Below are 12,925 nucleotides of genomic sequence, written 5' to 3'. Positions count from 1 at the left end.
TGCGTCATGACCAACCTTCTGCTCTATCAACGTATTGCCCAACAGCTGGCTGAAGACATCCGGCGCGGCGTGTACCAGCCGGGGGAACGCGTGCCGTCGGTGCGCAAGATGAGTTCGCAGCTCAACGTCAGCCATGCCACGGTGTTGCAGGCCTACGCCAATCTTGAAGACCAGGGGCTGATCCGCGCGCGGCCGCAATCGGGCTATTACGTGCACCAGACGCCCGCCTTGACGGCGTCGACCCCGGACATCGCCCGGGTCGAACGTCCGGGGCTGGTGACACGCAGCAGCATCATCCAGCAAGTGCTGGTCGAATCGCGTCGCGAGGGTGTGTTTCCGCTGGGGGCGGCGGTGCCGAGCGTCGATTATCTGCCTGTGCGGGCCTTGCACCAGCAGTTGGCCAAAGTCACGCGCTTCCATAGCCCGCGGGCGTTCAGCTACATGTTCAGCCCAGGCTTCGAGCCGCTGCGTCGCCAGGTGGCCATCCGCATGCGCGACGCCGGTGTCGTGGTGGACCCTTCCGAGGTGGTGATCACCCACGGTTGCGTCGACGCGCTGCAAATGTCCCTGCGGGTGCTGACCCGGCCTGGCGACCTGATTGCCGCCGAATCGCCCACCTACTACGGCTTGTTGCAGCTGGCGGATCTGCTCGGGCTCAAGGTCATCGAGATCCCCAGTGACCCGGTGACCGGCATGAGCCTGGAAGCCTTGCAACTGGCGGCCAACCAGTGGTCGATCAAGGCGCTGGTGTTGACCACGCGCTTGAGCAACCCCCTCGGCGGCACCATGCCCGAGGAGCGGCAGAAGCAATTGCTGCGCCTGGCATCGGACTTTGACATCCAGATCGTCGAGGACGATATCTACGGCGAGCTGATGTTCGAGCAAGGCCGGACCAAGGCACTCAAGGCCTACGACCGGCTGGACCGGGTCATTTATTGCTCGAGTTTTTCCAAGACCCTGTCGCCGGGGGTGCGCATCGGCTGGATGGTTGCCGGCAAGTTCCAGCAGGAAATCCAGCGGTTGCAGACCTTCAGCACCCATTCGGCGTGCAGCGTCACGCAGATGGGGATCGCGGCGTACCTGGAAAATGGCGGGTATGACCGGCACCTGCGCTATATCCGTCAGGAGTATCGCAAGAACCTCAGCGCCTTTCAGTTGGCGGTGCAGCAGTACTTCCCCGAAGGCACGCAGATGAGCCGTCCCACTGGAGGCTTCATCCTGTGGGTCAGCCTGCCGGGACGGGTCAACACCCAGGAGCTGCATGTGCAAGCCTTGCAGCAGGGCATCAGTATTGCGCCGGGGCTGATTTTCAGTAACACCGAGCAGTTCAACCACTGCATTCGCCTGAACTGTGGCATCCCCTGGAACCGTGAAGCAGAGCGGGCGTTGATGACGCTGGGGCTGTTGGCGAAGCAATTATGCCAAGAGACGGCCAACGGATTCCTTTAGGCGCCAGCGGCTTCACCTGACGGACTTGTCAGCGCCCTGATATCAGGCGAGCATGGGCACCTGTGTCGTCAGTGTCGTGATGTTTTATGAAAGCCATTTTTCCTGCCGCGTGGGTCTTGATCGGCCTGTTGACTGCCTTCCATGCAGGGGGTGTCGTGGCGGCTTCGGCACCGGAGAAGCCGGCGCCCCAGGTCACGAAAAAAGCACCTGGAAAACCGGCGGCTATAAAGACACCGGCCAAGAAAGCGCCCGCCAAAAAAGCCGCTGCCACGGCGAAGAAGCGAGCGCCGATTGCCTCCAAGAGCCAATCTGCCCATGAAATTGCCCAGACTCCGCTACCGCCGGCCAAGCTGGATTTGAGCCTGCCCCGCGACATGGTCGAACAGCTCCAGCCTCCCGGCAAAGTGTCGTTGCCCAAGCGCGAACCGTTGTTGCCGTCCATGTTCGGCGAGAAGCCCGGGCCGTTCCAACTCAATGGCCGTTTGCTGAGCAACGAAATGCAGCTGCCCCTGCGTAACCAGGAGCGCTATGACGTCGAAGGCGCGGCGCTGGACATCGAATTCAAGCAATAGGCCTGCATTCTGGATGCTGTTCGTCGCTGACTGTCCGGTCATCCGGTCGCTGGGGAAAAAACACGTGGACGGTAATTTAAAACAACTGTTTTAGCCGCTACTCTGTGTGCCGTTACCAACCATTACCTGCCGTGAGGATGTTGTCGTCATGAAATGCCGTGAAGGCTGTGGCGCATGCTGCATTGCCCCTTCCATCAGCTCGTCCATTCCGGGCATGCCCCAAGGCAAGCCGGCGGGCGAACGTTGCGTGCAATTGTCGGTCGATAACCTGTGCCAGATCTTTGGCCAACCGGAACGCCCGGCGGTGTGCTCGGGCTTCCAGGCCGACGTCGAGGTCTGCGGCAACAGCAGCGAAGAGGCCATTCGGCTGATCGGTTGGTGGGAGCAAATCACGGCGGCGTAATGGGGCAATGAACGGCACTCAAATGAACGAACTTGGACAATAAGGAAAAGACTATGGGTTCGCTGCATCGTATGGCTGTGTTGTGTGGGTTGACTGCCTTGTTGGCCACGGCAACCGCCCAGGCTGAAGACTGGCAAGTGACCAAGGAACAGGACGGTATCAAGGTGTCCCTCAGTGAAGTGGCCGGCTCCAAATACAAGGCCTACCGCGGCGTGACCGTCATGAAAACCACCGTGGAAAAGCTGCGGGCCCTGCAAGAGGACGTTTCCGGGGCCTGTGCCTGGATTCATGAGTGCAAGAGCCAGAAGCTGCTCAAGCATGAGACCAACAAGAGCTGGACCTACACCCAATTCAACACGCCATGGCCGGTCACCTCCCGTGATTCGGTGCTGGAGATCACCACAGAAGAAGGCGCCGACGGCAGCCTGACTCGACACCTCAAGGGCGTGCCGACTTACCTGCCCGAAGAAAAGGGTTTTGTGCGTGTGACCCAGGTCGACGGGTTCTGGAAGTTCACCCCCAAGGGTGCGGGCCAGGTCGAAGTGGTCTACCAGGTCCACACCGAGCCAGGGGGTGACGTACCGTCCTGGCTGGCCAACAAGTTTGTGGTAGATGCGCCGTTCAACACCTTGAAATCCTTGAGGGAACGCGCCGAGAAATAATCGACGACAACTGTGTGAAAAGACCGCCCCCGAGGCGGTTTTTTCACAGGACCGCCCAACGATCCGGCGGAACGATTATTGCGCCCCGAATGTCGAGATAGGAGTAAGCCAGGTCCTGAATTGATCGAGGAGACAGCGATGCAAAAGTGGGAAATCACTTTCGTTGATGATCACGGCGAGACCCTCGCCGAGCAGTTCGACTATGAACAGGAGCCCACGATGGAACAGGCTGCACAATGGATTCGCGAAAGGCTGCTTCCGGTGCCTGCGCAACTGGACCTCAACGACCTGGAAGGTCGCACCCAAGACCCGACCGTCAAGAATCTCAAGTCCCAGCACAGCATTGAAATCGTCAGCATTACGCCGATTTCATGACGTTCCGTGCCTGGCCCCGCTTGGCAGTGGCGATGACTTGAGGCTACTCTGCAATTGAGATCAGCGAAAGGATCGCTCAGGTCCGGTCTTGTCAGCTACATGCTTGTGTCCCAACGGTGATTTGTGCCGTATCGCGTCCAGCCTGCGGGTTGCATGCGCGGGAAGAGGGAAAGTCTATCCATTGGTTTTCAGGAGGACGTTTCATGAGCACAGCCTATCAAGAAGACATCAGTACCAGCGTGCTGCGCCGCATGAAAGAAGGCGGTTTCGATTTTTCCCGATTTCATCCCATCGAGTTCTACGCCATTTTCCCCGACGAGGAGCGGGCGCGCAGGGCAGCAGGTCATTTTCGGGGCGAGTCGCTCAATGCCCAGATCAGTGCACGAGACGACGGTGCCTGGTCATTGGAATTGAGCCGAGTGATGTACGCCACCTACGATGATATTGGCGATTTCGAGCAGGATTTCGAGGCAGTGGTCGAGCCCTTGGGTGGCGTTATCGAGGGCTGGGGTGTCAAGCAGGAGATCCGGCGCCTGCAAGCCTGATCCCCTCATCGCAACCGCAGCGACGGCCGACCTTTGTGTCGGCCGTTCTCGTGTAGGGGCCCCGCAAGTGACACCTCTATCGCCTCCATCCGCATCATTTCCCTCCTGACGGTAATCCAGATCAAGTCGTATCGTTTTTCCATGGCTATGCTCTGCAGAGACGTCGCTGCTGCGCAATGAGGCGAGGGCGGCGTGACGGGGGCAGCGGCTGCACCGAATGGGTGCCAGGCCTGTCGATGGATAATCCAACCCGTTGACCAGCAAGTGTTTATGCCGATGGCACGGGCTTTGCGAAGCCGTGTGCCAGGGTGACAAGGAGTACGGCATGATCCGCACGGGTTTTGATGAAATGTACGACGCCGAAGGGCAGGTCCGCCCACATTACCGGGCGTTTTCCCGGTGGTTGGCTGAAACACCCGACGAGCTGCTGGCGCAACGCAGGCGCGAAGCCGACCTGCTGTTTCATCGCGCCGGTATTACGTTCACCCTCTACGGGGACGAGCAGGGAACCGAGCGCCTGATCCCCTTCGACACCATCCCGCGCAGCATCCCGGCCCGTGAGTGGCGGGTCATCGAACGGGGCTGTATCCAGCGGGTCAAGGCGCTGAACCTGTTTCTCGCCGACCTTTATCACCAGCAGCGGATTATCCGCGCCGGCATCATTCCGGCCGAGCAAGTGCTGGCCAACGAACAGTATCAACTGGCGATGCAAGGGCTGGACCTGCACCGCGACATCTATGCCCATATTTGCGGCATCGACCTGGTGCGTGATGGCGACGGCACGTACTACGTACTCGAAGACAATCTGCGCACGCCCAGTGGCGTGAGCTACATGCTCGAAGACCGCAAGATGATGATGCGCCTGTTCCCGGAGCTGTTCGCCGCCCAGCGCATCGCCCCGATCGACCATTATCCAAATCTGCTGCTCGACACCCTGAAAAGCGCCAGCCCGCTGGACGACCCCAGCGTCGTGGTGCTCACGCCCGGGCGCTTTAACAGTGCGTTCTTCGAGCACGCCTTCCTGGCGCGGGAGATGGGGGTGGAACTGGTCGAAGGGGCCGACCTGTTCGTGCGGGACGACAAGGTCTTCATGCGTACCACGGACGGGCCGAAAGCAGTGGATGTGATCTACCGTCGCCTGGATGATGCCTTCCTCGATCCGTTGGCCTTCAACCCCGATTCGCTGCTTGGCGTGCCGGGGCTGCTGGCGTCCTACCGTAGCGGCAATGTGGTGCTGGCCAACGCCATCGGCACGGGCGTGGCGGACGATAAGTCGGTGTACCCGTTCGTCCCCGACATGATCCGTTTCTACCTGGACGAAGAGCCCATCCTGAAGAACGTCCCGACCTGGCAGTGCCGCAAGCCCGCTGAACTTTCCCACGTGCTGGCGAATCTTCCAGACTTGGTGGTCAAGGAAACCCAGGGCTCCGGCGGCTACGGAATGCTGGTGGGGCCGGCGGCGACGACGGCGCAGATCGAGGCTTTTCGCGAGCGGATCAAGGCCAAGCCTCACGCCTACATCGCCCAGCCGACGCTGTCGCTCTCGACGTGCCCGACCTTTGTCGAGAACGGCGTCGCGCCGCGCCACATCGATTTGCGTCCCTTTGTGCTGGCCGGTCGCGAAACCCGTGTGGTGCCCGGCGGGCTGACTCGTGTGGCGCTGCGCGAAGGCTCCCTGGTGGTGAATTCGTCCCAGGGCGGTGGTACCAAGGACACCTGGGTGGTCGAGGATTGAAGGACGCATGCAATGTTAAGTAGAACTGCCTCGGACCTGTATTGGATGTCACGCTATCTGGAGCGTGCCGAGAACCTCGCGCGGATGCTCGAGGTCAGCTATTCGTTGTCGCTGATGCCCCAGGACGGGCGCGGTGACGGCTTGCACGAACTGGCGATGCCGTTGTTGATCACCGGCACCCTGGACGATTACCGGCAACGACACGGCGAGCTGCACGCCGAGCGGCTGCTGGATTTTTTCGCCCTGGAAGCGGCGAACCCGGCCAGCATCTATAGCTGCCTGGGCGCTGCACGGGCTTGTGCCCATGCCGTGCGTGGGCGAATTACCGCCGACATGTGGGAAAACATCAACGCCACCTGGCTGGAAATTCGCGACATCGCCGCCCAAGGCTTGAACCGCTACGGCATGAGCCGTTTTTGCGAGTGGATCAAGGAACGCTCCCACCTGTTTCGCGGCGCAACCTACGGCACCATCATGCGCAACGACGCCTTCAGCTTCATTCGCCTGGGCACCTTCATCGAAAGGGCCGACAACACCTTGCGCCTGCTCGACGCCCGGTACGAAATGGCCGGTGACCAGGCTGATTCGGTCAGCGACGGCACGGCCCACGCGTATTACCAATGGAGCGCCTTGCTGCGGGCCTTGTCGTCGTTCGAGGCCTACACCGAGATTTACCGCGAAGCCCCGGGCGCCCGTCATGTGGCCGAGTTGCTGCTGTTGCGTGCCGACGTGCCGCGTTCGCTGCGCGCCTGCACCGAAGAAATCGACCAGATCCTCGCCAGCCTGCCCGGCAGCAACGGGCGGCGGGCACAACGCCTGGCAGCGCAGATGGACGCACGCCTGCGCTACACCGGCATTATCGAAATCCTCGCGGGGGGCCTGCATGCCTGGCTCACCGAGTTCATCCCACGGGTGCGCGAGCTGGGCAACGCCATCCACGATTCCTACCTGGAGGTCATATGAGACTTACGATCAGTCACGAAACGGCCTACCACTATGCCGACCAGGTTCGCGCCAGTATCCAATACCTGCGCCTGACTCCCCACGACAGTGAGCGCCAACAGGTGTTGAGCTGGCAGCTCGACCTGCCGCGGCCGGTGCGGGCGCAGTTGGACCCGTTTGGCAACATCCTGCATGTACTGAGCCTGGACGAGCCCCACGAGACGATCATCATCGGCGCCCGCGGCCAGGTGGATATCGATCCATTGCGCGAAGCCGAGCATGAAAGCCAATCAGCGCTGCCGTTCCTGCGGTTCACCCGGCTGACCGAGGCGGACGAGACCCTTCGCGCCTTTGCTGCGCAACAATGCAAGCAGCGTCGCGATCGCACTGCACTGATCGACCTGATGCACGGGTTGCACCAGCACATGATCTACGCCCCTGGCACCACGACCGTCGAGACCAGCGCGGCCCAGGCCTTTGCCGGTCGTAGCGGGGTTTGCCAGGACCATGCCCACGCGTTCCTGGCCTGTGCGCGCAGCCTGGGCATTGCTGCACGGTATGTGTCGGGGTACCTGTTCAGCGAGCAGAGCGCCCACTTGGCAAGCCATGCCTGGGCGGAGGCCTGGCTCGACGGTGCCTGGTACAGCTTCGACGTCACCCACCAACTGGCCCGCCCGGAGCGGCACCTGAAACTGGCCGTGGGCCTGGATTACCTGGACGCCTGCCCGGTGCGTGGACTGCGGCGCGGGGGCGGTTGCGAACAGATGCACGCCAAGCTGGTCGAGGCGCCGCAGCAATAGCTGACGAGGCATTCAATGTGGCGAGGGGAGGGGATCAATCTGTGGGAGCAAGGCTTGCCCGTGATGCCGGCGACGCGGTCTTTGGCGAGCGAGCTGTTGTGGCGAGGGAGCTTGCTCCCGCTGGCTGCGTAGCAGCCCCTAAAATTCGTGAGCGCTCCGCTCTAGTGCGCTCGAGCGGGAGCAAGCTCCCTCGCCACGAAAAGCAGTCTTAAGGTGTCAACGGCTGCTTACGCCCCGCCATATGCGTCAAATAACCCACCAGCAAATCCAGCTCCGAGTCCGGCAGTACCGCCGCCGAGAACCCCGGCATCTTGCCTTGTGGCCAATGACGCAGGGCCTGAGGGTCGCGGATGTAGCGCTTGAGGAAACCTGCCGAGAAGTATTCGGTCGGGTTGAAGGGAACGTTCAGGTCCGGGCCGAACTGCGCATCACCGGCACCATTGAGCCGGTGGCACGCCAGGCAATTTTTCTGGAACAGTTCGAAACCTTTGTTGATCGGATCGTTCTTGGCCAGGTTGGGCGCCGGCAGCAAGGCCGGGAAACGTTCGGCCACGGCTGACAGGCGCTTGATGCTCGCCACCGCGTACGGCCATTGCTCCGGGCTGATATGGCCGGCTTGGGGATCCGTCCAGACCAGGTAGAACGGCCCGGCGCTGTGCTTGCCTTCTCCCAGCGGTGGCCATGGCTTGGCTGGGTCCTCGATGGCCAGCCAGGCTCGGGCGCCGCGCTGGTTGAGCAGCGGTGCCGCAGGCATTTCCGCGGCGAAGCCGTCCGAGGCGACGGCTTGCAGGTGATCGTCCGGCTTGATGCCTGTCAACAAGGCCGTCAACGGCACGGCGCGATAGCTCATCGGCTTCTTGTAGGAAACGTCTTCGGAGATCTCGACCGTCCGGGCTTCCGGATGCTTGAGCAGTTCGTCGGTTTGCCAGGTGCGCGTCGTCGAGCCGAGCTCCATCACCAGTTGCGCGGCATACAGGGGCGTGCTGAGCAGCAACGCCCCGAACACTATGAGAGCTTTCAATTGAATCGCCATCCATGTCGAGGGGGGCGCAAAGATTGGCACAGCCACCACGGCTCGAACAACGCGACCATCAGGTTTTTTGAGGGCGCAGACGCTGGCGTACGAACCTCAACCGATCATCTTGGGGATATTGGGCAATATCAACAGCAGTGTCGTGGCGAAGAGAATGAGTCCGGCTTGACGAACTTTCGAATGCTTGAACATGGCTGACCCGCCTTTTTTGTTATTTCCTGGAGGCCAGCCTGCTTTTCTCCATCACGGCTGGCGTTGCACTTCCTGTCTGACAAGTGTCTCGGCAAAACCCGACGACGCGCTTGTACAAGGATTACATTAGGGGCCCCGGCGGCTCTGGCTTAGACCCAATTTGTATGAGCTTGATGCTTTTTGCTATCAGAACGGCATGAGGCCTATTGCCACCTTCTTGCCGGCCCTTTTGCTAGACAGCTCGCTTTCCTGAATCGGTTAACCCGATAGCTCGCTACCGTTCGTCTGAGCGTGGTCGTCAACCCCGTTGAGCGCTGCGGTCATTGAATCGTGCGCTACTGGGCTTATGGTTAGAGGCATGGCAATGCCCCCGGTTTGGCGAGGAATTCATGACCGAAGCTTTGATTTTCGACGCGTTACGCACCCCCCGTGGCAAAGGCAAGGCCGATGGCGCCTTGCACAGTGTCAAGCCGGTCACCCTGGTGGCTGGCTTGCTCGATGCCTTGCAGCAACGCATGGACCTGGACACCCGCCAGGTTGACGACATTGTGCTCGGCTGCGTGACGCCAATCGGCGAGCAGGGCGCCGACATCGCCAAGACCGCTGCGCTGGTGGCCGATTGGGACGTCAGCGTGCCGGGCGTGCAGCTCAACCGCTTTTGCGCCTCGGGCCTGGAGGCGGTGAACCTGGCGGCCATGAAAGTACGTTCCGGTTTCGAAGACCTGGTGGTGGCCGGTGGCGTCGAGTCCATGTCCCGGGTGCCCATGGGCGGCGATCGCGGCGCGTGGGCGCTGGACCCGCAATCCAACCTGCACGGGCATTACATCCCCCAGGGCATCGGCGCCGACCTGATCGCCACGTTGGAAGGCTTCAGCCGCGAGGACGTCGATCGCTACGCGCTGCACTCCCAGCAAAAAGCGGCACGCGCCCGGGCCGACGGCTCGTTCGATAAATCCCTGGTGCCAGTGCGGGACCAGAACGGCATCGTGCTGCTGGACCACGACGAGTTCATCCGCGTCGACTCCACCCTTGAAGGCCTGGGCAAGCTCAAGCCGAGCTTCGCGGCCATGGGCCAGATGGGCTTCGACGGCACGGCGCTGCGGGTCTATAGCCAGCTCGAACGGGTCGACCATGTGCACACGCCGGGCAACAGTTCGGGCATCGTCGACGGCGCCGCCCTGATGTTGATCGGCTCCGAGGCCAAGGGGCGAGCCCTGGGCTTGCAGCCTCGGGCACGAGTCGTCGCCACGGCCGTCATCAGCACCGACCCGACCATCATGCTCACCGGCCCGGCGCCAGCCACCCGCAAGGCCCTGGCCAAGGCCGGGTTGCGGGTGCAGGACATCGACCTGTTCGAAGTCAACGAAGCCTTCGCCAGCGTGGTGCTCAAGTTCATCAAGGACATGGCTATCGACCCCGCCAAGGTCAACGTCAACGGTGGCTCCATCGCCCTGGGGCATCCCCTGGGCGCCACCGGGTGCGCGATCCTGGGCACGCTGCTCGACGAATTGGAGGCACGGCGCCTGCGCTATGGCCTTGCGACCCTCTGTGTCGGTGGCGGGATGGGCATTGCCACCGTCATCGAACGCCTCTGAGCCTCGACTTCAAGGAACGCTTTTTCATGACCGATGCCATCCGCTACGAAACCGGCCCGGACCGGATCGTCGTCCTGACCCTGGACCTGCCGGGCCAGAGCAGCAATACCCTGAACGCCCTCTACCGCCAGGCCATGGCCGCCTGCGTCGACCGTTTGCAGGCTGAAAAGGATGCGATTGCCGGGGTGATCATCACCTCGGCCAAGGGCACCTTCTCGGCGGGCGGGGATTTCAACGAGCTGATCAAAGTCGGCAAGCCCGAGGCCAAGGCTTTCTATGACACCATCCTGGGATTCAAGGCGCAGCTACGGGCCTTGGAAACCCTGGGCAAGCCCATTGTGGCGGCTATCAACGGCGCCGCCCTCGGTGGCGGTTGGGCAATCTGCCTGGCCTGTCATCACCGCGTCGCGCTGGACGAGCCGTCGGTGCAGATCGGGTTGCCGGAGGTCACCTTCGGCTTGCTCCCGGGCGGCGGCGGGGTGGTGCGGATGGTGCGCCTGCTCGGCTTGGAAAAGGCTTTGCCGTATCTGCTCGAAGGCGAGAAGGTCGGTGCGCGGCAAGCACAGCAGGCGGGTTTGATCGATGAGCTGGCGCAGGATCCCGAGCAATTGCTGGCCAAGGCCCGCGCCTGGATTCTCGCCAACCCCAACGCGGTCCAGCCATGGGATGTGAAGGGCTATCGGATTCCTGGCGGCACGCCTTCCGACCCTGGCGTCGCCTCCATGCTGGCGATTGCGCCCTCGATCCTGCGCAACAAGACTCAGGGTTGCTTGCCGGCACCGGAGAAAATCCTCTGCGCCGCCGTGGAGGGCGCCCAAGTGGATTTCGACACCGCCCACCTGATCGAAACCCGCTATTTCACTGAGCTTGCGACCGGCCAGGTGGCGAAGAACCTGATCGGCACCTTCTGGTTCCAGCTCAACGAGATCAAGGCCGGCGGTGCGCTTCCACGCGGTCTTGCGTCCTGGGAGATCATCGAGGGCGTCCACAACAGCGAAGCGATCCTGGCGCGGGGTTTTGATTTCGACCTGCAAATAAACCAGGCGCCGACGGGGGGCAACGACCGTCGGGAGGGCTTCATCTCCCGGCTCTTTGGCGCTTATACCCATGAAGGCATTGCCATGCTCGGCGAAGGCATCAGCGCGCCGATGATCGAGACCGAAGCGCGCAAGGCCGGGATGCGGGTCGGACCGCTGGCGATCTCTGACGAAATGTCCCTCATCCGGATGCGCCATATCCGTGCGCAAACCGCCAAGGACCTTCAAGCAGAAGGGAAAACGCCGACCGAGCATCCGGCATTCGCCGTGGTCGACTGGCTGCTCGATGAGTGCCAGCGGTCGGGCAAGGCCGCCGGTGCCGGTTTCTACGAATACCCGGCCAACGGGCAGAAGTCCCTTTGGCCACTGCTCAGGCGTCGTTTCGAGAAAGCCGACGGGCAGATCTCGCCGCAGGATATCCGTGATCGCCTGTTGTTCATCCAGGCCCTTGAGACCGTGCGTTGCATGGAGGAGGGCGTGCTGGCCTCGACCGCCGAGGCCAACATCGGCTCGATCTTCGGCATCGGCTTCGCCACCTGGGCCGGCGGGGCGTTGCAGTTCATCAACCAGTATGGACTGCGGGATTTCGTGGCCCGTGCGCAGTACCTGGCCGAGCAGTATGGCGAACGTTTCTCACCGCCGGCGTTACTGCTGGAAAAAGCCGCCAGGCAGGTGCCATTCTGAGGCGCTGAGGGGCTTGCCTTGGGACCGTGTTTCGAGGCAGGCTCTGGGGTGTGCAATATTCCCATCATCGTGTCAGGTATTTTTTATGTCCCTACGCATCTGCATTCTGGAAACCGATATTCTGCGTCCGGAACTGGTCGATCAATATCAGGGTTACGGGCAGATGTTCCAGCGCCTGTTTTCGCAACAGCCCATTGCCGCCGAATTTGTCGTCTACAACGTGATGCAGGGGCATTACCCCAGCGATGACGAGCAGTTCGACGCCTACCTGGTCACCGGCAGCAAGGCCGACTCCTTTGGCACTGATCCGTGGATTCAAACCCTCAAGACCTACCTGCTGGAGCGCTACCAGCGGGGCGACAAGTTGCTGGGGGTGTGCTTTGGGCATCAATTGTTGGCGCTGTTGCTCGGCGGCAAGAGCGAGCGCGCCACCCAAGGCTGGGGCGTGGGCACCCATCGTTACAAACTGGCTGCCAAGGCGCCCTGGATGAGCCCGGTGAAGGAAGAGCTGACCTTGCTGATCAGTCACCAGGACCAGGTCACCGAGCTACCCGAAAACGCCACGGTGATCGCCTCCAGCGACTTCTGTCCGTTCGCTGCCTACCACATCAATGATCAGGTGCTGTGCTTCCAGGGCCACCCGGAATTCATTCACGACTACTCCCGGGCCCTGCTGGAAATTCGCCAGCAACACCTCGGTGAGCAGGTCTACAGCCAGGGCATGGCGAGCCTCGACCAGGAGCACCATGGCACGACGGTGGCTGAGTGGATGATGCGTTTCGTCGCTCACAAGCCGCAGGCGGAAACGACCCAAGGCTGAAGATCACCACTCATGTGGGAACGAGGCTGCTCGCGATGACGTCAGCCCAGACACCACAAACCCCGTGGCGAGGGAGCAAGC

The 12,925-nt window shown here is 61.8% G+C and carries 13 protein-coding genes; 12 read left to right on the top strand and 1 reads right to left on the bottom strand.

Annotation, left to right across the window (positions count from 1 at the left end; genetic code table 11):
• Positions 1-6 precede the first annotated feature (6 nt).
• The 9 genes from ACODSJ_RS17710 to ACODSJ_RS17670 all read left to right on the top strand — a co-directional run bounded on the left by ACODSJ_RS17710 (position 7) and on the right by ACODSJ_RS17670 (position 7,483).
• Complete coding sequence (locus ACODSJ_RS17710; protein ID WP_489102964.1) at positions 7-1,449, top strand: aminotransferase-like domain-containing protein; 1,443 nt, start codon at positions 7-9, stop codon at positions 1,447-1,449.
• Between the two features lie 86 nt (positions 1,450-1,535).
• A complete protein-coding gene (locus tag ACODSJ_RS17705) occupies positions 1,536-2,021 on the top strand; it encodes a translation initiation factor 2 (protein ID WP_489102963.1) in 486 nt (161 codons plus the stop codon).
• Positions 2,022-2,169: 148 nt separating this feature from the next.
• The gene (locus ACODSJ_RS17700) at positions 2,170-2,424 is read left to right on the top strand and encodes a YkgJ family cysteine cluster protein (RefSeq protein ID WP_489102962.1); all 255 of its coding nucleotides are present in this window, start codon (positions 2,170-2,172) and stop codon (positions 2,422-2,424) included.
• Positions 2,425-2,477: 53 nt separating this feature from the next.
• Entirely contained in the window at positions 2,478-3,086 is a 609-nt protein-coding gene (locus ACODSJ_RS17695) for an START domain-containing protein (protein ID WP_489102961.1), read from the top strand.
• A 138-nt stretch (positions 3,087-3,224) separates the two neighbouring features.
• On the top strand, positions 3,225-3,461 hold the full coding sequence (locus tag ACODSJ_RS17690; RefSeq protein ID WP_489102960.1) for a hypothetical protein: 237 nt from the start codon (positions 3,225-3,227) through the stop codon (positions 3,459-3,461).
• 203 nt (positions 3,462-3,664) lie between these two features.
• A complete protein-coding gene (locus tag ACODSJ_RS17685; RefSeq protein WP_003179463.1) occupies positions 3,665-4,006 on the top strand; it encodes a ribonuclease E inhibitor RraB in 342 nt (113 codons plus the stop codon).
• 325 nt (positions 4,007-4,331) lie between these two features.
• Positions 4,332-5,741 carry a circularly permuted type 2 ATP-grasp protein gene (locus ACODSJ_RS17680; RefSeq protein ID WP_489102959.1) on the top strand — a complete coding sequence of 470 codons (1,410 nt, stop codon included), beginning with the start codon at positions 4,332-4,334 and terminating at the stop codon, positions 5,739-5,741.
• Positions 5,742-5,753: 12 nt separating this feature from the next.
• Positions 5,754-6,704: an alpha-E domain-containing protein gene (locus tag ACODSJ_RS17675; RefSeq protein WP_489102958.1), complete on the top strand. Its 951-nt coding sequence runs from the start codon at positions 5,754-5,756 to the stop codon at positions 6,702-6,704.
• Complete coding sequence (locus ACODSJ_RS17670) at positions 6,701-7,483, top strand: transglutaminase family protein (protein WP_489102957.1); 783 nt, start codon at positions 6,701-6,703, stop codon at positions 7,481-7,483. Before ACODSJ_RS17675 ends, ACODSJ_RS17670 begins: the two co-directional genes overlap by 4 nt.
• Positions 7,484-7,691: 208 nt before the next feature.
• Here ACODSJ_RS17670 and ACODSJ_RS17665 read toward each other — a convergent pair whose 3' ends face one another.
• A complete protein-coding gene (locus ACODSJ_RS17665; RefSeq protein WP_489102956.1) occupies positions 7,692-8,504 on the bottom strand; it encodes a c-type cytochrome in 813 nt (270 codons plus the stop codon).
• 593 nt (positions 8,505-9,097) lie between these two features.
• Here ACODSJ_RS17665 and ACODSJ_RS17660 point away from each other — a divergent pair.
• The 3 genes from ACODSJ_RS17660 (at position 9,098) to ACODSJ_RS17650 (ending at position 12,844) form a co-directional block, all read left to right on the top strand.
• On the top strand, positions 9,098-10,303 hold the full coding sequence (locus ACODSJ_RS17660) for an acetyl-CoA C-acetyltransferase (protein WP_489102955.1): 1,206 nt from the start codon (positions 9,098-9,100) through the stop codon (positions 10,301-10,303).
• Between the two features lie 26 nt (positions 10,304-10,329).
• Positions 10,330-12,024 (top strand): enoyl-CoA hydratase-related protein, encoded by a 1,695-nt coding sequence (locus ACODSJ_RS17655; RefSeq protein WP_489102954.1) that lies wholly within the window; start codon positions 10,330-10,332, stop codon positions 12,022-12,024.
• 85 nt (positions 12,025-12,109) lie between these two features.
• Entirely contained in the window at positions 12,110-12,844 is a 735-nt protein-coding gene (locus tag ACODSJ_RS17650) for an amidotransferase (RefSeq protein WP_489102953.1), read from the top strand.
• The last annotated feature ends 81 nt before the right edge of the window (positions 12,845-12,925 follow it).

Source organism: Pseudomonas sp. FG6, from assembly GCF_057809015.1.
Note: the sequence above shows the minus strand (reverse complement) of the source record. Positions and strands in the feature narration are given on the sequence as shown.

Excerpts from the sequence above, each read along its gene's own strand:
- ACODSJ_RS17710 (WP_489102964.1), top strand. The coding sequence starts at position 7 with ATGACCAACCTTCTGCTCTATCAACGTATTGCCCAACAGCTGGCTGAA.
- ACODSJ_RS17705 (WP_489102963.1), top strand. The coding sequence starts at position 1,536 with ATGAAAGCCATTTTTCCTGCCGCGTGGGTCTTGATCGGCCTGTTGACT.
- ACODSJ_RS17700 (WP_489102962.1), top strand. The coding sequence starts at position 2,170 with ATGAAATGCCGTGAAGGCTGTGGCGCATGCTGCATTGCCCCTTCCATC.
- ACODSJ_RS17695 (WP_489102961.1), top strand. The coding sequence starts at position 2,478 with ATGGGTTCGCTGCATCGTATGGCTGTGTTGTGTGGGTTGACTGCCTTG.
- ACODSJ_RS17690 (WP_489102960.1), top strand. The coding sequence starts at position 3,225 with ATGCAAAAGTGGGAAATCACTTTCGTTGATGATCACGGCGAGACCCTC.
- ACODSJ_RS17685 (WP_003179463.1), top strand. The coding sequence starts at position 3,665 with ATGAGCACAGCCTATCAAGAAGACATCAGTACCAGCGTGCTGCGCCGC.
- ACODSJ_RS17680 (WP_489102959.1), top strand. The coding sequence starts at position 4,332 with ATGATCCGCACGGGTTTTGATGAAATGTACGACGCCGAAGGGCAGGTC.
- ACODSJ_RS17675 (WP_489102958.1), top strand. The coding sequence starts at position 5,754 with ATGTTAAGTAGAACTGCCTCGGACCTGTATTGGATGTCACGCTATCTG.
- ACODSJ_RS17670 (WP_489102957.1), top strand. The coding sequence starts at position 6,701 with ATGAGACTTACGATCAGTCACGAAACGGCCTACCACTATGCCGACCAG.
- ACODSJ_RS17660 (WP_489102955.1), top strand. The coding sequence starts at position 9,098 with ATGACCGAAGCTTTGATTTTCGACGCGTTACGCACCCCCCGTGGCAAA.
- ACODSJ_RS17655 (WP_489102954.1), top strand. The coding sequence starts at position 10,330 with ATGACCGATGCCATCCGCTACGAAACCGGCCCGGACCGGATCGTCGTC.
- ACODSJ_RS17650 (WP_489102953.1), top strand. The coding sequence starts at position 12,110 with ATGTCCCTACGCATCTGCATTCTGGAAACCGATATTCTGCGTCCGGAA.